Origin of the sequence: Burkholderia sp. 567 (assembly GCF_040545115.1) — a bacterium.
Taxonomy (GTDB): domain Bacteria; phylum Pseudomonadota; class Gammaproteobacteria; order Burkholderiales; family Burkholderiaceae; genus Burkholderia; species Burkholderia ambifaria.
Genome location: NZ_JBEPLG010000014.1, coordinates 148922 through 168015 on the forward strand (window position 1 = coordinate 148922; position 19094 = coordinate 168015).

Annotated in this window: 20 protein-coding genes; 4 read left to right on the forward strand and 16 right to left on the reverse strand. The window is 64.0% G+C overall.

The features are described 5' to 3' along the window. The first annotated feature begins 161 nt into the window (after positions 1-161). A complete protein-coding gene (locus tag ABIC50_RS30930; RefSeq protein ID WP_175697101.1) occupies positions 162-2549 on the forward strand; it encodes a penicillin-binding protein 1A in 2388 nt (795 codons plus the stop codon). 91 nt (positions 2550-2640) lie between these two features. On the opposite strand, the gene cyaY is transcribed toward ABIC50_RS30930, so the two are convergent. After that, positions 2641-2967, reverse strand: a complete 327-nt coding sequence (gene cyaY, locus ABIC50_RS30935) for an iron donor protein CyaY (RefSeq protein ID WP_006758798.1) — start codon at positions 2965-2967, stop codon at positions 2641-2643. A gap of 39 nt (positions 2968-3006) precedes the next feature. On the opposite strand from cyaY, the gene lptM reads away from it, so the two are divergent. After that, entirely contained in the window at positions 3007-3285 is a 279-nt protein-coding gene (gene lptM / locus ABIC50_RS30940) for an LPS translocon maturation chaperone LptM (protein ID WP_354168610.1), read from the forward strand. Between the two features lie 83 nt (positions 3286-3368). Here the strand turns inward: lptM and msrQ are convergent, their stop codons facing one another. The 5 genes from msrQ to ABIC50_RS30965 all read right to left on the reverse strand — a co-directional run bounded on the left by msrQ (position 3369) and on the right by ABIC50_RS30965 (position 9504). Next, positions 3369-4058, reverse strand: coding sequence for a protein-methionine-sulfoxide reductase heme-binding subunit MsrQ (msrQ, locus tag ABIC50_RS30945; protein WP_354168612.1), 690 nt, complete (start codon positions 4056-4058; stop codon positions 3369-3371). 20 nt (positions 4059-4078) lie between these two features. Continuing rightward, the gene (gene msrP, locus ABIC50_RS30950) at positions 4079-5074 is read right to left on the reverse strand and encodes a protein-methionine-sulfoxide reductase catalytic subunit MsrP (RefSeq protein ID WP_354168614.1); all 996 of its coding nucleotides are present in this window, start codon (positions 5072-5074) and stop codon (positions 4079-4081) included. A 158-nt stretch (positions 5075-5232) separates the two neighbouring features. Then, positions 5233-6423: a c-type cytochrome biogenesis protein CcsB gene (gene ccsB / locus ABIC50_RS30955; RefSeq protein WP_105834648.1), complete on the reverse strand. Its 1191-nt coding sequence runs from the start codon at positions 6421-6423 to the stop codon at positions 5233-5235. A gap of 4 nt (positions 6424-6427) precedes the next feature. After that, positions 6428-8650: a cytochrome c biogenesis protein ResB gene (locus ABIC50_RS30960; protein WP_354168616.1), complete on the reverse strand. Its 2223-nt coding sequence runs from the start codon at positions 8648-8650 to the stop codon at positions 6428-6430. Between the two features lie 200 nt (positions 8651-8850). Then, on the reverse strand, positions 8851-9504 hold the full coding sequence (locus tag ABIC50_RS30965) for a c-type cytochrome (RefSeq protein ID WP_006758792.1): 654 nt from the start codon (positions 9502-9504) through the stop codon (positions 8851-8853). A gap of 217 nt (positions 9505-9721) precedes the next feature. Between ABIC50_RS30965 and yihA the strand changes: the two genes are divergently transcribed. Both yihA and hemB read left to right on the forward strand, forming a co-directional pair. Continuing rightward, positions 9722-10381 carry a ribosome biogenesis GTP-binding protein YihA/YsxC gene (gene yihA / locus ABIC50_RS30970; protein ID WP_006752938.1) on the forward strand — a complete coding sequence of 220 codons (660 nt, stop codon included), beginning with the start codon at positions 9722-9724 and terminating at the stop codon, positions 10379-10381. Positions 10382-10634: 253 nt separating this feature from the next. Then, positions 10635-11633 (forward strand): porphobilinogen synthase, encoded by a 999-nt coding sequence (hemB, locus tag ABIC50_RS30975; protein ID WP_011655765.1) that lies wholly within the window; start codon positions 10635-10637, stop codon positions 11631-11633. Between the two features lie 110 nt (positions 11634-11743). On the opposite strand, the gene dsbD is transcribed toward hemB, so the two are convergent. The 10 genes from dsbD to secY all read right to left on the reverse strand — a co-directional run bounded on the left by dsbD (position 11744) and on the right by secY (position 19061). Continuing rightward, complete coding sequence (gene dsbD, locus ABIC50_RS30980) at positions 11744-13579, reverse strand: protein-disulfide reductase DsbD (RefSeq protein WP_354168618.1); 1836 nt, start codon at positions 13577-13579, stop codon at positions 11744-11746. Beyond that, positions 13572-13898: a divalent-cation tolerance protein CutA gene (gene cutA / locus ABIC50_RS30985; protein WP_011655763.1), complete on the reverse strand. Its 327-nt coding sequence runs from the start codon at positions 13896-13898 to the stop codon at positions 13572-13574. Before cutA ends, dsbD begins: the two co-directional genes overlap by 8 nt. 200 nt (positions 13899-14098) lie before the next feature. Then, the gene (gene rplQ, locus ABIC50_RS30990; protein ID WP_027788579.1) at positions 14099-14494 is read right to left on the reverse strand and encodes a 50S ribosomal protein L17; all 396 of its coding nucleotides are present in this window, start codon (positions 14492-14494) and stop codon (positions 14099-14101) included. A 136-nt stretch (positions 14495-14630) separates the two neighbouring features. Further along, the gene (locus ABIC50_RS30995) at positions 14631-15608 is read right to left on the reverse strand and encodes a DNA-directed RNA polymerase subunit alpha (RefSeq protein WP_006477176.1); all 978 of its coding nucleotides are present in this window, start codon (positions 15606-15608) and stop codon (positions 14631-14633) included. A 124-nt stretch (positions 15609-15732) separates the two neighbouring features. Beyond that, entirely contained in the window at positions 15733-16356 is a 624-nt protein-coding gene (gene rpsD / locus ABIC50_RS31000; RefSeq protein WP_006752934.1) for a 30S ribosomal protein S4, read from the reverse strand. A 156-nt stretch (positions 16357-16512) separates the two neighbouring features. Then, positions 16513-16914 carry a 30S ribosomal protein S11 gene (gene rpsK / locus ABIC50_RS31005; RefSeq protein ID WP_004197937.1) on the reverse strand — a complete coding sequence of 134 codons (402 nt, stop codon included), beginning with the start codon at positions 16912-16914 and terminating at the stop codon, positions 16513-16515. A gap of 28 nt (positions 16915-16942) precedes the next feature. Next, the gene (gene rpsM, locus ABIC50_RS31010) at positions 16943-17308 is read right to left on the reverse strand and encodes a 30S ribosomal protein S13 (protein WP_006752933.1); all 366 of its coding nucleotides are present in this window, start codon (positions 17306-17308) and stop codon (positions 16943-16945) included. Between the two features lie 38 nt (positions 17309-17346). Continuing rightward, positions 17347-17463 (reverse strand): 50S ribosomal protein L36, encoded by a 117-nt coding sequence (rpmJ, locus tag ABIC50_RS31015; RefSeq protein WP_004199844.1) that lies wholly within the window; start codon positions 17461-17463, stop codon positions 17347-17349. Between the two features lie 20 nt (positions 17464-17483). Then, positions 17484-17702, reverse strand: coding sequence for a translation initiation factor IF-1 (gene infA / locus ABIC50_RS31020; RefSeq protein WP_004521905.1), 219 nt, complete (start codon positions 17700-17702; stop codon positions 17484-17486). Between the two features lie 9 nt (positions 17703-17711). Next, on the reverse strand, positions 17712-19061 hold the full coding sequence (gene secY / locus ABIC50_RS31025; protein ID WP_011655761.1) for a preprotein translocase subunit SecY: 1350 nt from the start codon (positions 19059-19061) through the stop codon (positions 17712-17714). Positions 19062-19094: the final 33 nt, after the last annotated feature.

Below are 19094 nucleotides of genomic sequence, written 5' to 3' on the forward strand. Positions count from 1 at the left end.
GTGCCCGCGACAGTCGGCCGGACGGCCAGGCATGGCGCGCGGCGGCCGCGCGGACGTTATGCTGGCGGCACCGCGATGCGCCGCTTTTCGCCGGCCACCCGTCGCGTCAGGGCCGGTCTTACCGGGCAGCTATAATCGCGGGACTGTTTTCCGGTATGCCTATGCAATCCACGTCTCCTACGTCCCCGCCTCCCCCGCCGGAGCCGAAGAAACGGCCCTGGTGGCAGAAAGCCCTGATCGGCGTCGCCGCGATGTGCGTGGCCCTCGTCGTGGCCGGCGGCCTCGTGCTTGGCTACGCGCTCGTCGTCGCGTGGCCGAACATGCCGTCGCTCGACGCGCTGACCGACTATCGTCCGAAGGTACCGCTGCGCATCTACACGTCCGATCACGTGCTGATCGGCGAATTCGGCGAGGAACGCCGCGACATCGTCCATTTCAAGGAGGTGCCCGACTCGCTCAAGAAGGCGATCCTCGCGATCGAGGACGCGCGCTTCTACGATCACGGCGGCGTCGACCTCACCGGCATCGCCCGCGCGGGTTTCGTCGCGCTGACGAACGGCCATGCGTCGCAGGGCGCGAGCACGATCACGATGCAGGTCGCGCGCAACTTCTTCCTGTCGAGCGAGAAGACCTACACGCGCAAGATCTACGAGATGCTGCTCGCGTACCGCATCGAGCGCGCGCTGACGAAGGATCAGATTCTCGAGGTCTACATGAATCAGATCTATCTCGGCCAGCGTGCGTACGGCTTCGCGAGCGCCGCGCGCGTGTATTTCGGCAAGGACCTGAAGGACATCACGCTCGCCGAAGCGGCGATGCTCGCGGGGCTGCCGAAGGCGCCGTCCGCGTATAACCCGGTCGTCAACCCGAAGCGCGCGAAGGTCCGCCAGGAATACATCCTGCAGCGGATGCTCGAGCTGAACTTCATCACGCGCGAGCAGTACGACGAGGCTGCCGCGCAGCCGCTCGTCGTCAAGGGCGCGGGCCGCGAGTTCAGCGTGCACGCCGAGTACGTCGCGGAAATGGTCCGGCAGATGATGTATGCGCAGTACCGCGAGGAAACCTACACGCGCGGCTTCAACGTCGTCACGACGATCGATTCCGCCGACCAGCAGGTCGCGTACACCGCGCTGCGCAAGGGCATCATGGATTACGAGCGCCGCCACGGCTATCGCGGGCCGGAAGGCTTCATCGAGCTGCCGGCCGGCGCCGACGATCGCGAACAGGCGATCGACGACGCGCTGCTCGAGCATCCCGACAACGGCGAACTGATCGCGGCGGTCGTCACCGCAGCCACCCCGCGCCAGATCACGGTGGCCTTCATCGACGGCAGCACCGCGACGATCGAAGGCGACAACCTGCGCTTCGCGTCGAGCGCGCTGTCGGCCAACGCGCAGCCGAACCGCCGCATCCGCCCGGGCGCGATCGTCCGTGTCGTGAAGAACGACGCCGGCAAGTGGTCGATCACGCAGTTGCCGCAGGTCGAGGGCGCGTTCATCTCGATCGTCCCGCAAGACGGCGCGATCCGCTCGCTCGTCGGCGGCTTCGACTACAACAAGAACAAGTTCAACCACGTCACGCAGGCGTGGCGGCAACCGGGTTCGTCGTTCAAGCCGTTCATCTACTCGGCGTCGCTCGACAAGGGCCTCGGGCCGGCCACGGTGATCAACGACGGCCCGCTGTATTTCAGCGCCGCGGAAACCGGCGGCCAGCCGTGGGAACCGAAGAACTACGGCGGCGGCTTCGAAGGTCCGATGTCGATGCGCACCGCGCTGCAGCGCTCGCGCAACCTCGTGTCGATCCGGATCCTGAACCAGATCGGCACGAAGTACGCGCAGCAGTACATCACGCGCTTCGGCTTCGACGCCGACCGCCATCCGGCCTACCTGCCGATGGCGCTCGGGGCGGGCCAGGTCACGCCGCTGCAGATGGCCGGCGCGTACTCGGTGTTCGCGAACGGCGGCTTCCGCGTGAACCCGTATCTGATTGCCGAAGTGACCGATCCGAACGGCGCGATCGTCGCACGCGCGCAGCCGCTCATCGCCGAGCAGAACGCGCCGCGCGCGATCGACGCACGCAACGCGTACGTGACGAACAGCCTGCTGCAGAGCGTCGCGCAGCGCGGCACCGGCGCACGCACCAACGTGCTGAAGCGCACCGACCTCGCGGGCAAGACCGGTACGACGAACGACTCGCACGACGCGTGGTTCGCCGGCTACCAGCACACGCTCGCGGCGATCGCGTGGATCGGCTACGACAACCCGCGCAGCCTCGGCGATCGCGAAACCGGCGGCGGCCTGTCGCTGCCGGTGTGGATCGAATACATGGGTGCGGCGTTGAAGGGCGTGCCGGAGTTCAAGCCGACGATGCCGGACGACGTCCAGTCGATCGGCGGCGAGCTGTACTTCACCGAGTTCACGCCGGGGCACGGCTTCGTGTCGACGGTCGGCGTGCCGCAGGCGCCGGCGGTGCAGGACACCGAGGAACCGGTGCCGCACGTCGACGAGCAGGAAAAGCAGGACATCATGAACCTGTTCCGCGGCCACTGACGAACGGCCCGGCCATGAAAAAAGCGCCCCGCTGGGGCGCTTTTTCTTTGTGCAGTGATCCGACGTATCGGCGCCCGACGGGCGAGCGTCGTTACGCGCGGAACGTGATCGGCAGGCCGGCCTGCTGCGTCGCGTAGTCGGTGAGCGCCGAGAAGAACTCGGTGCCGGTGCGCGTATCGCGCCATTCGCCGTCGACGAAACGGTAATGGAATCCGCCCGCCTTCGCGGCGATCCACAGCTCCTTCATCGGCGGCTGCAGGTTGATGATGATCTTCGAGCCGTTCTCGAACGTGAGCGTCAGCACGCTGCCGTTGCGCTCCAGATCGATGTCGTGATCGCCGTCGTTCGCGGCGTCCACGGTACGTTCGACGGACGCCAGCACAGCCTCGGCACGGGCCAGGTATTCAGTATCGGACATGCTAAACTCTATCGGTTAAATAATTGCTCAGGGACGATCATGCGAGTCGTTTTCCGGATGAGCGCGATTGTAGCGGCTTTGGCGATTCTTGCCGGCTGCGGGCAACGCGGTCCGCTCTATCTGCCTACCGTGCCCCCGTTGCCGGCGAAGCCCATCCAGCAGCAGGACACGCCGCCGTCGGACGTCAAGCCGACCGATGAAAACGCGTCCGACAGTATTCCCGATTCTTCTGGCACGCCGCTCACGCTGTCGCCCGAGCTGTCGAGCAGTGCGCCGAAGCCCGCCACGCCGGCATCAAGCCCGGCCGCCGCGCAGTAGTCGCGCGCCGCCGCCGCGGTTTCTCTCGCGCCCCAAGGCGATGACTTCCGGTCATCGCCTTTTGTTTTTTTCAGGCCCGCACGTCAGGTACGGACGCGCCGCCAGCCCCATGCAAGCAACCGCCAGCCCAGCAGCACCGCGACGATCGTCGCGTAGAGCTTCGGCTGCGCGAGATCGTGCTTGCCGGCCCGCATCCACCAGAAATGCAGCACGCCGAACAGCGCGATCGCATAGATCGCGCGATGCAGCGTAGCCCAGCGACGGCCGAGCCGGCGCACCATCGCACGCGGCGATGTCACGGCCAGCGGAATCAGCAGCACGAATGCAGCGAAGCCGACCGTGATGAACGGACGCTTGCCGACATCCTTCAGGATCGCGAACACGTCGAACCACTTGTCGAACCACAGGTACGTCGTGAAATGCAGCGTCGCATAAAAGAACGCAAACAGGCCGATCATCCGGCGAAAACGCAACAACGCGGGAACGCTCGTCACGTGCCGAAGCGGCGTGATGGCGAGCGTGATGCAGAGCATGACCAGCGTCCAGAGGCCCGTCGAACGCGTGATGAATTCGATCGGGTTCGCACCGAGCCGGTCGGTCAGCCCGAACAGCACGAGTCGCGCGAGCGGATAGAGGCCGGCTGCAAAAACCAGGACCTTGGCGGGCACCAGCCAGCGCGGCGGCGTCGTGCGCACGGCGCCGGCCCGGGAGCTGCCCGCGGCTGCCGTGCGCGTGCCCGACGCGCGCACCGGCTCCAGTGTCGAAGGAGGCATGTCGTTTCTCACCGTCGCGCTCAGAAATTCTTTTTCAGATCCATGCCCTGATACATCGACGCGACGAGATCGCCGTAGCCGTTGAACATCAGCGTCTTGCGCTTCGGCGTGAAGAAGCCGTCCTCGCCGATCCGGCGCTCGGTCGCCTGGCTCCAGCGCGGGTGGTCGACGTTCGGATTCACGTTCGAATAGAAACCGTATTCGTTCGACGCATACGTGTTCCAGCTCGTCTTCGGCTGCTTGTCGACGAAGCGGATCTTCACGAGCGACTTCGCGCTCTTGAAGCCGTACTTCCACGGCACGACGATGCGCACCGGCGCGCCGTTCTGGTTCGGCAGCACCTGACCGTAGACGCCCATCGTCAGCAGCGTCAGCGGATTCATCGCCTCGTCCATCCGCAGCCCTTCCGAGTACGGCCAGTCGAGCACCGGCGTCGACAACCCCGGCATCTGCGACGGATCGGCCAGCGTGATGAACTGCACGTATTTCGCGTTGCCGGTCGGCTGCACGCGCTTGATCAGCTCGGACAGCGGCACGCCGATCCACGGAATCACCATCGACCAACCCTCGACGCAGCGCAGCCGGTACACGCGCTCCTCGAGCGGCGCGAGCTTCAGCAGTTCGTCGAGATCGAACACTTTCGGATGCAGCACCTCGCCCTCGACGCTCACGCGCCACGGGCGCGGCCGCAACGTGCCCGCGTTCTGCGCCGGGTCGCCCTTGTCCGTGCCGAATTCGTAGTAGTTGTTGTAGGACGTGATGTCCTTGAACGGCGTCACCTTGTCGGCCGCGACGAACTTCGGGTTGGTTTTCGCCGCGAGCTTCGCGGCCCGCGCGTCGGGCGACGCATACGCGGCGAACGCCGCGCCGCTGCCGCCCAGCAATCCGCCCGCCGCCGCCAGGCCGGCGGCTTGCAATACGCGCCGCCGGTTCTCGAACACCGCGCGCGGCGTAATCTGGCTCTGCGCGATATCACCGCCGGTCAGTACGGTGTGCAAAGGGGTTTTGATCCACATCGTGCTGCTCCTCCTGCATGCGCGGCGCGCACGCTTCATCAGCGTTCGACCCGGCCGACCATGCGCCGTTCGATGGCCGGGCCAGCCGCCCGTTACAAAACAAAACCGCCGGGCACGCAGTGCGCCGGCGGTCTTTTGTCGGACCAGCGTCGGAAATCTTACAGCTTGCCGTAGCTGTGCAGCCCGGACAGGAACATGTTGACGCCGAGGAACGCGAACGTCGTCACGAGCAGGCCCGTCAGCGCCCACCAGGCGGCGACCGCGCCGCGCAGGCCCTTCATCAGGCGCATGTGCAGCCAGGCCGCGTAGTTGAGCCACACGATCAGCGCCCAGGTTTCCTTCGGGTCCCAGCTCCAGTAGCCGCCCCATGCTTCGGCGGCCCAGAGCGCGCCGAGGATCGTCGCGATCGTGAAGAACGCGAAGCCGACCGCGATTGACTTGTACATCACGTCGTCGAGCACCTCGAGCGTCGGCAGGCGATCGGCGAGCACGCCGCGCTCCTTCATCAGGTACGCGACCGACACCATCGCCGACAGCGCGAAGCTGCCGTAGCCGATGAAGTTCGCCGGCACGTGGATCTTCATCCACCAGCTCTGCAGCGCCGGCACGAGCGGCTGGATCTGCTGCGCATCGCGCGCGACCGAGTACCACATCAGGAAACCGACGGCCGCGCTGATGACCAGCAGCACGAACGCGCCGAGTGCACGCGTGCCGTAGTGGCCTTCGTAATAGAGATAAAGCAGCGCGGTGATCAGGCTGAACAGCACGAACACTTCATAGAGGTTCGATACGGGGATATGCCCGACGTCGGCCCCGATCAGGTAGGACTCGTACCAGCGCACCATCAGGCCGGTGAAGCCCATCAGCACGGCGACCCATGTGAGCTTCTGGCCGATCGCGGAGCCCGACTCCGAGCGTGCGAGCAAGCCGATCCAGTAGAAGATCGTCGCGAGCACGAACAGCGCGCTCATCCACAGGATCGCGGACTGGCTCGACAGGAAGTACTTGAGGAAGAACGCCGAATCGGCGCGCGCGAGATCGCCCTGGTAGATCTGGATCGACAGCAGCGACAGCACCGCGATCGACGCCATCATCAGCCGGGCGGGCTTCCAGCGCCAGCCGAGCACGACAAGCGCCGGCACCGTGCCGATCATCACCGCCTTGTCGTAGTAATTCATGTGTTCGTTGTAGTGCACGAACGCATAGCCCGCGCCGACCACCAGCGCCAGCGCGAACAACCAGTCGATGATCGACAGGCGGGCGAGGAACGGACGGTCGTCGAACAACGGCGCCGGATTCGAGGCCTGGACCGGCCCCGAGCGGGAAGAGGAAACTTGAGTGAGATCCATGATGTTACCGGGTGGAGTTCTCGGAATCGGAATCGGAACCGCCGCCGGCGGGCGGACGGGTAGTCGCTGCCGCGCCTGTGGGCGCGGCGTCGCGCGGTGCGGCGCGCAAGGCGGCGCCGGCCGCGTCGCGCGTCTGCACGAATTCTTTCTCGAAATCGAAGGTCTTGCGGGCCGTGGACATCGCCATCACCACATCGACGCCCGAACCGGCATCCTTGAGCCAGAACCAGAGGCGCCGCTCGCGCACGTAGAACATCGAGAAGATGCCGGCGACCAACAGCAGGCTGCCAAGATACACCAGATTCTTGCCAGGTGCGCGCGTCAACTGAAATACCGAAGCTTGCACCTGCTTGAAGGAGTCAAGCTGCAAATAGACCGGCGATCCATACAAAAAGCTGTCCGATAGCGCATTGATCGCGTTCTGCACGAAGCGGATCGTGTCGGTGCCCTGCTGGGCGGCCGGCTCGCCGGCGCGCTCGCGCGCGATCTGCCAGACCTCCCACATCGAGCCCTCGAGCATGCGCAGCAGCAGGCTCGCCGCCTTTTCCTGCTCGGCCTTCGGCACCGACCGGTCGATGAACGTCGCCACCGCCTGGAAGCCGCCGATCGGCTGGCCGTCGGCACCGCGCCCCACGCTGTCGTCGCTCGCCGCGAAGAGGGTCAGCACCTTGAAGGCGCTGTCCTGCAGACGGCCGCGCAGCGACGCTTCGGTCGTCGGCAGCGAACGCTGCGCGAAACGCGCGGCGGCGTCGGCGCGCACGGCCGGATCCTCGAGCGCGGCGCGCAGGCGCATCCATTCGCCGATCGAATCCTGGCTGTCGGCCGGAATCCGCATGTAGCGGAACGGATCGTTCGGGCTCCCGCGCACGCCGGCGAGGAACACGCGCGTGCCGCCCATGTCGACGGGCAGCATGTAGTTGTTGAACTCGCGCGCCTGGCCGTCCTTGCCGCGAATCTTGTACTGCACCGACGGGCCGATGTTGTGGAGCTGCATCGGCTTCGACGTCTTCGCGCCCGAGCCGAGCCGCTCGTCGAACACCTCCTTCAGCGACTCCGTCTTCGCGACGCCGCGCACGTCCGGCTTGCCGTTCGCGTCGGCCATGTTTTCGACGTTGATCGCACGGAAGTCGGAGAACTCGATCGTGTCGCCGTCGCTGCCCGGCATCTGCAGCGGCGCCGTACTGCCGATCGTGCCCTTTACCGCGAAGGACTTCGCGTTGTCGCCCGTCATCGGGTAGGCCGTCATCTGCATCTGCGAGCCGCCGTCCTGGAAGCTCGACTGGTAGATCGACACGCCCTTGTACGTGAATGGCTTGTTGACCTCGACGCGCGCCGGGATCTTCTGGCCCGTCTCGCGATCGATCACGACGATGTCGCTCGCGAACAGCTTCGGCATCCCCGTCGTGTAGTAGTCGACGATGAACTTGTTGAGCTGGATGGAGAACGGCAGGTCCTGGATCAGCGAGCCGCTCGGCTGGTTCAGGATCGCGGTCGACACGAACTGGCCTTCCGGCACCCACGCGTAGCCGCGGAACGTCGGGTTCGACGTGGACAGCCGGTGGTCGGGCGAGATCTCGCTGATCGTCGCGCTCGTGTTGACGGGACTCTTGCCGAACATCCGCATCTGGAATTTGATCGGCAGGTTGCTGTCGAGCAGGCCGCCGATACAGATCACGACGATCGCGAGGTGCGCGGAGATGTAGCCCCACTTCGTCAGCGCGCCGCGCTTCGCGGAGATCAGCGTCGCGCCGTCGGTTTCGCGCACGACATGCTTGTAGCCGGCCTTCGCGACGAACGTGGCAAGCGTGGCCGCGACGGTCGCACGCGTGCCGGACGCCGTGTATTCGGCCTTGTGATGGAACGCGCGCAGGCTGCCTTCGCGGACCTTGTCCTTCCAGCTCTTCGCATCGGCGAGCATCTTCGGCGCGTTGCGGATCACGCACAGCGAGATCGACGTGACGAGGAAGATCAGGATCAGCATGAACCACCACGCGCTGTACACGTTGTACAGGCCCAGCGAGCGGAAGATGTCCGCCCAGAACGGGCCGAACTGGTTCACGTAATTCGGATACGGGTCATCCTGGGTCAGGACCGTGCCGATGATGCTCGCGATCGACAACACCACCAGCAGCGCGATCGCGAAGCGCATCGAGCTCACCAGCTCGATCGCGCGCCTGGACGCACTTTGACCCGACTTCGACTGCAACCCCGACGTGGTAACGCTCATTCAAACTCCGACTTTGGGGGAAACAGCCCCCACGCTCACTTTGTTCGCTGCCCCGGAAGGGGCGTCAGCACTCCCGGGGCGGCCCGGCGAATGCCGACAAAAAAGGGCGAGGCCACCGCGATCGCGCGGCGCCCCACCCTTTTCTTGTTCTGACTCCGGCCGCCCTTCGGGCGCCGGTCATTCCATTCGCGACGGCCCGTTCAACGCAGGCCCGCGATGTAATCCGCGACGGCCTTGATCTCGTTGTCCGACAGACGCGATGCGATCTGATGCATCGCCTCGTTGTTGTTGCGCGCGCCGGCGCCCTGCTGGAACGCGGTCAACTGGGCAACCGTGTAATCGGCCCACTGCCCCGACAGACGCGGGTACTGGACCGGCAGCCCCTGCCCCGTCGGCCCGTGACAGCTCGCGCAGGCGGGGACACCCTTTTCCGCGATGCCGCCGCGATAGATCTTCTGGCCGATCGGCACGGTCGCCGCATCGCGCGCGGTGCCGAGCTTCGTTGCCTGCGAGCCGTAATAGGCGGCGACGTTGCGCATGTCGTCCGCACTCAACGCGCTCGCGAACCCAACCATCACCGGATTGGTCCGCGCCGGCCCCTTCGCGCCCGACTGGGTCTTGAAGTCGTTCAACTGCTTGACCAGATATTCGGGATGCTGGCCGGCGAGCTTCGGGAAACTGCCCGACGCGCTGTTGCCGTCGGCGCCGTGACACGACGCACACACCTGCCCGGCAATCGCCTTGCCGCGGTCCAGATCCGGCTTTGCCGCATCCGCCGCGTTTGCCTCCGCTACGAAACCTACGAACCCTGCTGCAACCTGAAGCACCATCAGAGACTTGCACAGTCGATTCATTCGCACACCCTGTTTCGTCTTGTGGGAATTTGAGGTTCTGCAAAAAACGACGTCGACCAGTCTACCGCAGAAGCTACATAAAAGCGCGAGGCAGGCGCCCGCAACTCTTCGGCAAAACCGGCGTATTGTACAATATCGCGCTGAAAGCTCCCGCGCCTATCGGGGCTACCCCGCCTCCACCCCAGCGGCTCGCGCCGCCCCGTCCCACCGGTTCCCCATGGCCTTTTTGCTCCATCAAGCCCGCTTCTATACGACCGTCAATCATCTGCGCGACCTGCCGCCGACGGTCCAGCCGGAAATCGCGTTCGCGGGCCGCTCGAATGCCGGCAAATCGACGGCGATCAACGTGCTGTGCAACCAGAAGCGGCTCGCCTTCGCGTCGAAGACGCCCGGCCGCACGCAGCACATCAACTACTTCTCCGTCGGCCCGGCCGCCGAGCCCGTCGCGAACCTCGTCGACCTGCCCGGCTATGGCTATGCGGAAGTGCCGGGAGCCGCGAAGGCCCACTGGGAAATGCTGCTGTCGTCGTACCTCGCGACCCGTTCGCAGCTGTGCGGCCTGATCCTGATGATGGATTCGCGCCGTCCGCTGACCGATCTCGACCGCCGGATGATCGAGTGGTTCGTGCCGACCGGCAAGCCGATCCACACGCTGCTGACGAAGTGCGACAAATTGACGCGACAGGAAAGCATCAATGCGCTGCGTAACACGCAAAAGGGGCTCGACGCGTACCGCGACCAGGGCGTGAAGGGCAAGCTGACCGTCCAGCTGTTCTCGGCGCTGAAGCGCACCGGGCTGGATGAGGCGCACGAACTGATCGAGAGCTGGCTGCGACCGTCCGTCGCCGACGAAAAAAGCGAGCCTGTAGCACAATGAGCGGGCAACGCGCGGCCAGGATTGGCTGTGCGCACCTGACGGCACCTGCGGATTCGGCCGGCTCATAAAAAAACCCGCCGTCGAACGGCGGGTCAAACAGCCTAATCGAATAACGACAGGCACCCGCTCAGGGAGGAGAAGCGGGGAGCAACACGCGACGCGTGCCGCTCGATCGCTATCATATACCAACGGTCTCGAAAATGACCTAAGGGTTCCGTAAGGTTCTTCTTGCCCTGATTTCTGCCAAATCGCCATGAGCTTCCATCCGCTTCATCGTCCGCGCCGGATGCGCCGCGACGACTTCTCCCGCCGCCTGATGCGCGAAAACCGCCTGACCACCGACGACCTGATCTATCCGGTGTTCGTCGTCGAAGGCACCAACGAACGCCAGCCCATACCGTCGATGCCCGGCGTCGAACGCGTGTCGGTCGATCTGCTGATGCAGGTTGCCGAGCAGTGCGTCGAACTCGGCGTGCCCGTGCTGTCGCTGTTCCCGGCCATCGAGCCGTCGCTGAAAACGCCCGACGGCCGCGAAGCGGCCAATCCGGAAGGCCTGATCCCGCGCGCGGTGCGCGAGCTGAAGAAGCGCTTCCCCGAGCTCGGCGTGCTGACCGACGTCGCGCTCGATCCGTACACGAGCCACGGCCAGGACGGCGTGCTCGACGAAAACGGCTACGTGATCAACGACGACACGATCGAGATCCTCGTCGATCAGGCGCGCGCGCAGGCGGAAGCCGGGGTCGACATCGTCGCGCCGTCGGACATGATGGACGGCCGTATCGGCGCGGTCCGCGAAATGCTGGAAAGCGACGGCCACATCCATACGCGCATCATGGCCTACTCGGCCAAGTTCGCGTCGGCGTTCTACGGCCCGTTCCGCGATGCGGTCGGCTCGGCGTCCAATCTGGGCAAGGGCAACAAGATGACCTACCAGATGGATCCGGCGAACAGCGACGAAGCGCTGCGCGAAGTCCGCCTCGACATCGACGAAGGCGCCGACATGGTGATGGTCAAGCCCGGCATGCCGTATCTCGACATCGTGCGCCGCGTGAAGGACGAGTTCCGCTTCCCCACCTACGTGTACCAGGTGAGCGGTGAATACGCGATGCTGAAGGCCGCCGCGATGAACGGCTGGCTCGACCACGACAAGGTCGTGCTCGAATCGCTGCTCGCGTTCAAGCGCGCGGGCGCCGATGGCGTGCTCACGTACTTCGCGCTCGATGCCGCGCGTCTGCTGAAAGCGCAGCGCTGAGCCGCGCGCCGGCAGGCACAATGAAAAACGGCGGGACACTTCGGTGTCCCGCCGTTTTTCATTGGTAGTCCGGTCGACGCAAAGGCCGCCGGTGCACGCGGACGAGCGCGTTACACCGTCGGTACCGCTGCGCGATCGAGGCTGCGCAGGAATGTGTCGGCCGCCTGATAGCCGACCACGCGGCCGATTTCGTGGCCGTTGCGATCGAAGAAGATGATGCCCGGCGGCCCGAACAGGTTGAAGCGCTTGAGCAGCGCCTGGTCGTCCGGATTGTTCGCGGTGACGTCCGCACGCACCAGATGAAGCTGCGCGAGCCGCGCCTGCACGCGCGAATCCGTGAACGTCAGATGCTCCATCTCCTTGCAGCTCACGCACCAGTCGGCGTAGAAATCGAGCATCACGGGCCGGCCCGAGGTCTTCAGCAACGTATCGAGCTCGCCACTGGAGCGCACCGATGCGAACGCAGGCCCCTGCTGTGCGGCCGCCGCTGCATCGCCCGACGCAGCCGTGCGCGCCGCGAGGACGGCCAGCGGCTTCACGGGGTCGTTGGAACCAGCCGCGAGACCGACGAGCAGCGTCGCGGCCCAGATCGCGAGCGCCGCACCGAGACCGCGGCCGAGACGGCGCCAGATCGACGCGGCGCCGGCATGCGGCGTGAACAGGCCGAGCGCCGCGGCAGCAACCAGCAGCCACAACGCGGCGAGAACCATCTTCAGGCCGCCCGCGAGCACCGGCCACACGATCCACAGCGCGGCGGCGAGCAGCACGATGCCGAAGAACACCTTGACGCTGTCCATCCATGCGCCCGCGCGCGGCAACACCGTACCCGCGCCGATGCCGACCACGAGCAGCGGCACGCCGAGCCCCAGCCCCATCGCGAACAGCGCGGCGCCGCCGAGCAACGCATTGCCGGTATGCGCGATGAACGCGAGCACCGCAAACAGCGGCGCCGTCATGCATGCGCCGACGACCAGCGCCGACAACGCGCCCATCGCGGCGACGGCGATGAAGTGGCCGCCCTGGCGGGCGCTCGATGCTTCGGCCGCGCCGTTCTGCCAGCGCTCGGGCAGCGCGATGTCCTTGCCGGAAATCAGCGATACCGCGAATGCGGTGAGGAGCACGCCGAACGCGCCGAGCACCCACGGGTTCTGCAGCCACGCACCGAGGCTCTGGCCGACCAGCGCGGCAGCGATGCCGAGCACCGTATAAACGAGCGCCATGCCGACCACGTAGGTAAGCGACAGCGCAAAGCCGCGCGCATGCGTCGCGCGCGTGCCCTGACCGATGATGATCGCGGATACGATCGGAATCATCGGATACGAGCAGGGCAGCAGACTCAGCACGACGCCCGCGACGAAATACAGCGCGACGATCGTGAAGAAGCCGTGCCCCTCGAGCAGCGACTGCGCGAAATCCGCGCTCGTGACCTTGTCGAACCAGTTGCCCGAAGCCGTCGCGCCACCGGCCGGCGCGCTCGCGCCCAGCGCCGCGCCGTCGACCTTCACGACATGCTCGGCAGGCGGATAGCAGATCCCTTCGTCGGCACACCCTTGCGACGTCACCGCGAGCTCGAACGGCCCCGCCGCCTGCTTGACCGGCACGTGAATCACGACCTCGTCGCGATAGGTCTCGACTTCCTTCTGGAACGTCTGGTCGAACTTCACGTGTCCGGGCGGGAATGTCGGGGCGCCGAGCGTCGCCTGCCCGCTCTTCACCGCGAACGCGAACCGCTCGCGGTACAGGTAGTAGCCGTTGGCGACCTTGAAGCGGACGTCCACCTGCCCCGGCGATTCACTCGCGCTGAACTTGAACGCCACCGACGGATCGAGAAAATCGTCGGCCGCACGCGCGACCGACAGGCAGCCCAGCGCGAAAAAGAACGACAACAGGATCGCGAGGAATCGCGGTGCGCGCATGCGCACGGAAAGCGCCATACCGTTAAACATGAAATAGACGTTGAGTTTCGCTGGTCACCCACTGGCCGTACCCGGCCGAGGCCGTCGCCTGCCATGAGACGATTTCCGGCGTCTCGTACGGATGATGCGCGAGAATAAATCGCTCCAGTTCGAGCGAGCGCACGGGGCTCGTCTTGAACAGCAACTGGATCTCGTCGGCCGTTTCGACCTTTCCCTGCCAGTGATAGCGCGACTTGATCGCACCGAGCTCCGACACGCATGCGGCCAGCCGCGCGTCGAGCGCACCGTCGGCGAGCGCTGCGGCCGTCGCCGCATCCGGCACCGTCGTCAGCATCAACACCACCACCATACGCCCTCCTGGCTGGTTTACCGGCTTTCGCCGCCCGCGATCGCGCGAGTACCCGCGCCGACCGTCCCGTATCGTAGCGCAGCGCGCGCGACGCTGCCGGCACGGGGCTGCGACAATCGATCGCAGCCAGTCGGCCGCCAAAAACAAAAAGGGCCAAGCAATTGCTCGGCCCCTTTCAGATACTGCTGCGTACGGGAAGCTTACTCAGCTTCTTGCACGGTTTCCGTTTCGTCGACTTCCGGACGATCGAGCAGCTCGACCAGTGCCATCGGTGCGTTGTCGCCAACGCGGAAGCCGAACTTCAGCACGCGCAGGTAGCCGCCCGGACGGTTCGCGAAACGCGGACCGAGCACGTCGAACAGCTTCGCCACCGAGTCACGATCGCGCAGGCGGTTGAACGCCAGGCGACGGTTTGCCAGCGACGGCTTCTTGCCGAGCGTGATCAGCGGCTCGACGACTTTACGGAGTTCCTTCGCCTTCGGCAGCGTCGTCTTGATGACTTCGTGCTCGATCAGCGAGTTGGACATGTTACGGAGCATAGCCAGACGGTGGCTGCTCGTGCGGTTCAGTTTCCGCAGACCATGACGATGGCGCATTTCAGTTTCCTTGATTCAAAGTTTTGATCCAGCTCTTCTATCGCACCGCTGGGGTGCACGGGCCGGTAACGAAAAAAGCAAGATGCGGATCTTAAAGGAAAATCCGCATCTTTGCCAACTACAGCAACAACCGGGCTTACTTGTCGAGACCAGCCGGCGGCCAGTTTTCGAGCTTCATGCCCAGCGTGAGACCGCGCGAAGCGAGCACTTCCTTGATCTCGTTGAGCGACTTGCGACCGAGGTTCGGCGTCTTCAGCAGCTCGTTTTCCGTGCGCTGGATCAGGTCGCCGATGTAGTAGATGTTCTCGGCCTTCAGACAGTTCGCCGAACGAACCGTCAACTCGAGATCATCCACCGGACGCAGCAGGATCGGATCGATCTGCGGCGCGCGCGACGGTGCTTCGGCAGCCGTTTCCGTGCCTTCCAGTGCCGCGAACACGGACAGCTGGTCGACCAGGATGCGGGCCGATTGACGGATCGCCTCTTCCGGGGTGATCACGCCGCTCGTCTCGATGTTCATCACGAGCTTGTCGAGGTCGGTACGCTGCTCGACACGTGCGCTTTCAACGGCATAGCTCACGCGGCGAACCGGCGAGAACGATGCGTCGAGGACGATGCGACCGATGATCTTGGCCGTGTCTTCGCCGTAGCGACGGACGTTGCCGGGCACGTAGCCGCGACCCTTTTCGATCTTGATCTGAACGTCGAGCTTGCCGCCCTTCGACAGGTGTGCGATCACGTGATTCGGGTTGATGACTTCGCAATCGTGCGCCAGCTCGATATCGCCGGCCGTCACGACGCCTTCGCCTTCCTTGCGCAGGGTAACCGTCACTTCGTCACGGTTGTGCAGCTTGAACACCACACCCTTCAGGTTCAGCAGCAGGTTGACGACGTCCTCTTGCACGCCATCAAGCGTCGAGTACTCGTGCACCACGCCCGCGATCGTGACTTCGGTCGGCGCGTAGCCAACCATCGACGACAGCAGCACGCGGCGAAGCGCATTGCCCAAGGTGTGGCCGTAACCGCGTTCGAACGGTTCCATGACCACCCTCGCGTGGTTCTCGCCAAGCGATTCCACGGCGATGATCTTGGGTTTCAGCAAACTGGTTTGCATGGGCTTTCCTTTTCAATACCCTCGGCTCGTTACACCGATAAGGCTGACCGGTAACAACCAGAAAATAAACAGCCGAGGCCCCCCCTTGCGAAACGCAATCGGGGTACCTCGGCCGTCAATCGGATTAACGCGAATACAATTCGACGATCAGGCTTTCGTTGATGTCGCCTGCGATGTCAGCGCGTTCCGGCATTTGCTTGAACGTGCCTTCGAACTTCTTCGCATCGACTGCAACCCAGCTCGGCATGCCGCCTTGCTCGGCCAGCGACAGCGCTTCGACGATACGCGCCTGCTTCTTCGCCTTTTCGCGGATCGCGACGATGTCACCCGCCTTCACTTGCTGCGACGGCACGTTCGCGACGACGCCGTTCACGGTGATCGACTTGTGGCTCACGAGCTGACGCGCTTCAGCGCGGGTCGAGCCGAAGCCCATGCGATACACGACGTTGTCGAGACGCGACTCGAGCAGTTGCAGCAGGTTTTCACCCGTGTTGCCCTTGCGGCGGTCGGCTTCAGCGAAGTAGCGGCGGAACTGACGCTCCAGCACGCCGTAAATACGCTTGACCTTCTGCTTTTCGCGCAGCTGCGTACCATAGTCGGACGTGCGTGCGCCCGAGGTACGGCCGTGCTGACCCGGCTTGCTGTCGAGCTTGCACTTGTCGGCGAGCGAGCGGCGCGCGCTCTTCAGGAACAGGTCGGTGCCTTCACGGCGGGACAGCTTGGCCTTGGGGCCGATATAACGTGCCACGTTGCATTCCTTTATCAATCAGTCACGCGGATCGCAATCCGCGCTAGTTCGCGCCCTTTGGGGCGAACGGTGGGCTTAGTCAATCAAAAAAGCAACGCCCGTCGACGCTACGCGGCGACAGGCAAATGCGCCAGCACGAACGTGCCAGCAGCATTCTTAGATGCGACGGCGCTTCGGCGGACGGCAGCCGTTGTGCGGAATCGGGGTGACATCCGAAATCGCGGTGATCTTGATGCCGAGGCCATGCAGTGCGCGCACTGCCGACTCACGACCCGGGCCAGGGCCCTTGATCCGCACTTCCAGATTCTTCACGCCGTATTCCATCGCCACGCGACCGGCCGACTCAGCAGCAACCTGAGCAGCGAACGGCGTCGACTTCCGCGAGCCCTTGAAGCCCTGGCCGCCCGACGTCGCCCATGCCAGTGCATTGCCCTGGCGATCGGTGATCGTGATGATCGTGTTGTTGAACGACGCGTGAACGTGCACCACGCCTTCAGCGACGTTCTTCTTAACCTTCTTGCGAACGCGTTGCGCCGCGGTATTCGAAGCCTTAGCCATTACGTTTTCCTGTAACTGTCAGTTCCGCTTACTTCTTCAGCGCTTGCGCTGCACGACGCGGGCCCTTACGGGTACGTGCGTTCGTACGCGTACGCTGACCGCGCATCGGCAGGCCCTTGCGATGACGGACACCACGGTAGCAACCGAGGTCCATCAGGCGCTTGATGTTCATCGTCACTTCACGGCGCAGATCGCCTTCGACGATGAACTTGCCCACTTCTTCACGCAGCTTTTCGAGGTCTGCGTCGGTCAGGTCCTTGACCTTCTTCGAGAATTCCACGCCAGCTGCCGAGCAGATGCTGCGCGAGCGCGTGCGGCCGATACCGAAGATTGCCGTCAGGCCGATCTCGGTATGCTGGTGATTCGGGATGTTAACCCCTGCGATACGAGCCATTGTTTTTCCTCAAACAAAAAGCGCAAACAAACGCGCGGTCAGCCTTGGCGCTGCTTGTGGCGCGGATCCGAGCTGCAGATCACGCGAACGACGCCTTTGCGCTTGATGATCTTGCAATTGCGGCAAATGCGCTTAACCGATGCCATCACTTTCATGATAATACCCTTTTTTCAAATCACTTCGCCCGGAACACGATCCGCGCACGAGACAGATCGTAAGGCGTCAATTCAACCGTGACCTTGTCGCCCGGCAGGATGCGGATGTAGTGCATCCGCATCTTCCCGGAGATATGCCCCAACACGACATGGCCGTTTTCCAGCTTCACGCGGAAGGTAGCATTCGGAAGGTTTTCAATCACCTCACCCTGCATCTGGATTACATCGTCTTTGGCCATAGTCCTGAATTAACGCATTGGGATGTTGCCGCCCTTGAAGTTTGCCTTCTTGAGCAGCGACTCATACTGTTGCGACATAACGTACGACTGCACCTGCGCCATGAAGTCCATCGTGACGACGACAATGATCAGCAGCGACGTTCCACCAAAATAAAACGGCACGTTCCAGCGCAGCACCAGGAATTCCGGCAGCAGACACACGAAGACGATGTAGATCGCACCAGCCAGCGTCAGACGCGTGAGGATGCGGTCGATGTATCGTGCGGTCTGATCGCCCGGACGAATACCCGGAACAAACGCCCCGCTCTTCTTCAGGTTGTCCGCGGTTTCCCTGCTGTTGAACACCAGTGCGGTGTAGAAGAAGCAGAAAAACACGATTGCCAGCGTGTACAGCAGCACATAGACCGGCTGACCCGGCTTCAGCGCCTCCGCGACGTTATGCAACGTGTTGGAGATCCAGCTCCCCGTCGGCTGACCCGTGCTGAACCAGCCGAGAATCGTGGCCGGAAACAGGATGATCGACGATGCGAAGATCGGCGGAATCACGCCCGACATGTTCAGCTTCAGCGGCAAGTGCGACGACTGTCCACCGTAGATCTTGTTGCCGACCTGGCGCTTCGCGTAGTTCACGAGGATCTTGCGCTGACCGCGTTCGATGAACACGACCAGGTAAGTCACCGCGGCAATCAGAACGACGATGATGATCGCCGAAATGATGCTCATCGAACCCGTACGCACCAGCTCGAACAGCCCACCGACGGCATTCGGGAACCCTGCTGCGATCCCGCCGAAGATGATGATCGAGATGCCGTTGCCCAGACCACGCTCGGTGATCTGCTCACCCAGCCACATCAGGAACATCGTGCCGGTAACCAACGTCACAACCGTCGTCAGTCGGAACAGCATGCCGGGGTCGATCACGAGGCCAGGCTGGTTTTCCAGCGCAGCCGCGATACCGAACGCCTGGAAGGTCGCGAGCACCACGGTGAAATACCGCGTGTACTGCGTGATCTTCCGTTGCCCTGCCTGCCCTTCCTTCTTCAGCGCCTCGAGCTGCGGCGAGACGATCGCCAGCAACTGCATGATGATCGACGCCGAGATGTACGGCATGATCCCCAGCGCAAAGATCGTGAAGCGGGAAAGCGCACCACCCGAGAACATGTTGAACATGCCCAGGATGCCGCCCGCCTGGCTCTGGAACAGCTTCGCCAGTTGATCCGGATCGATGCCCGGCACGGGGATGTGCGCGCCGATGCGATAGACGATCAGCGCCAGGAGCAGGAACATCGCTCGCCGACGCAGATCGCCGAATTTCGCCGTGCTTCGACCGGGTTTTGCAAGACTCGGGCTGTTAGCCAAGTACCTTCTCCGATGAATGCAAGTAACGACGCG

What these genes read in the sequence shown, in the direction of transcription:
- yihA (WP_006752938.1), top strand. Translation starts at nt 9,722, where the DNA reads ATGGCCTTTTTGCTCCATCAAGCCCGCTTCTATACGACCGTCAATCAT.
- msrP (WP_354168614.1), bottom strand. Translation starts at nt 5,074, where the DNA reads ATGTGGATCAAAACCCCTTTGCACACCGTACTGACCGGCGGTGATATC.
- rpsM (WP_006752933.1), bottom strand. Translation starts at nt 17,308, where the DNA reads ATGGCTCGTATCGCAGGGGTTAACATCCCGAATCACCAGCATACCGAG.
- rplQ (WP_027788579.1), bottom strand. Translation starts at nt 14,494, where the DNA reads ATGCGCCATCGTCATGGTCTGCGGAAACTGAACCGCACGAGCAGCCAC.
- rpsK (WP_004197937.1), bottom strand. Translation starts at nt 16,914, where the DNA reads ATGGCTAAGGCTTCGAATACCGCGGCGCAACGCGTTCGCAAGAAGGTT.
- infA (WP_004521905.1), bottom strand. Translation starts at nt 17,702, where the DNA reads ATGGCCAAAGACGATGTAATCCAGATGCAGGGTGAGGTGATTGAAAAC.
- cyaY (WP_006758798.1), bottom strand. Translation starts at nt 2,967, where the DNA reads ATGTCCGATACTGAATACCTGGCCCGTGCCGAGGCTGTGCTGGCGTCC.
- ABIC50_RS30995 (WP_006477176.1), bottom strand. Translation starts at nt 15,608, where the DNA reads ATGCAAACCAGTTTGCTGAAACCCAAGATCATCGCCGTGGAATCGCTT.
- cutA (WP_011655763.1), bottom strand. Translation starts at nt 13,898, where the DNA reads ATGGTGGTGGTGTTGATGCTGACGACGGTGCCGGATGCGGCGACGGCC.
- msrQ (WP_354168612.1), bottom strand. Translation starts at nt 4,058, where the DNA reads ATGCCTCCTTCGACACTGGAGCCGGTGCGCGCGTCGGGCACGCGCACG.
- hemB (WP_011655765.1), top strand. Translation starts at nt 10,635, where the DNA reads ATGAGCTTCCATCCGCTTCATCGTCCGCGCCGGATGCGCCGCGACGAC.
- ABIC50_RS30960 (WP_354168616.1), bottom strand. Translation starts at nt 8,650, where the DNA reads ATGAGCGTTACCACGTCGGGGTTGCAGTCGAAGTCGGGTCAAAGTGCG.
- dsbD (WP_354168618.1), bottom strand. Translation starts at nt 13,579, where the DNA reads ATGTTTAACGGTATGGCGCTTTCCGTGCGCATGCGCGCACCGCGATTC.
- lptM (WP_354168610.1), top strand. Translation starts at nt 3,007, where the DNA reads ATGCGAGTCGTTTTCCGGATGAGCGCGATTGTAGCGGCTTTGGCGATT.
- rpmJ (WP_004199844.1), bottom strand. Translation starts at nt 17,463, where the DNA reads ATGAAAGTGATGGCATCGGTTAAGCGCATTTGCCGCAATTGCAAGATC.
- ABIC50_RS30965 (WP_006758792.1), bottom strand. Translation starts at nt 9,504, where the DNA reads ATGAATCGACTGTGCAAGTCTCTGATGGTGCTTCAGGTTGCAGCAGGG.
- ABIC50_RS30930 (WP_175697101.1), top strand. Translation starts at nt 162, where the DNA reads ATGCAATCCACGTCTCCTACGTCCCCGCCTCCCCCGCCGGAGCCGAAG.
- ccsB (WP_105834648.1), bottom strand. Translation starts at nt 6,423, where the DNA reads ATGGATCTCACTCAAGTTTCCTCTTCCCGCTCGGGGCCGGTCCAGGCC.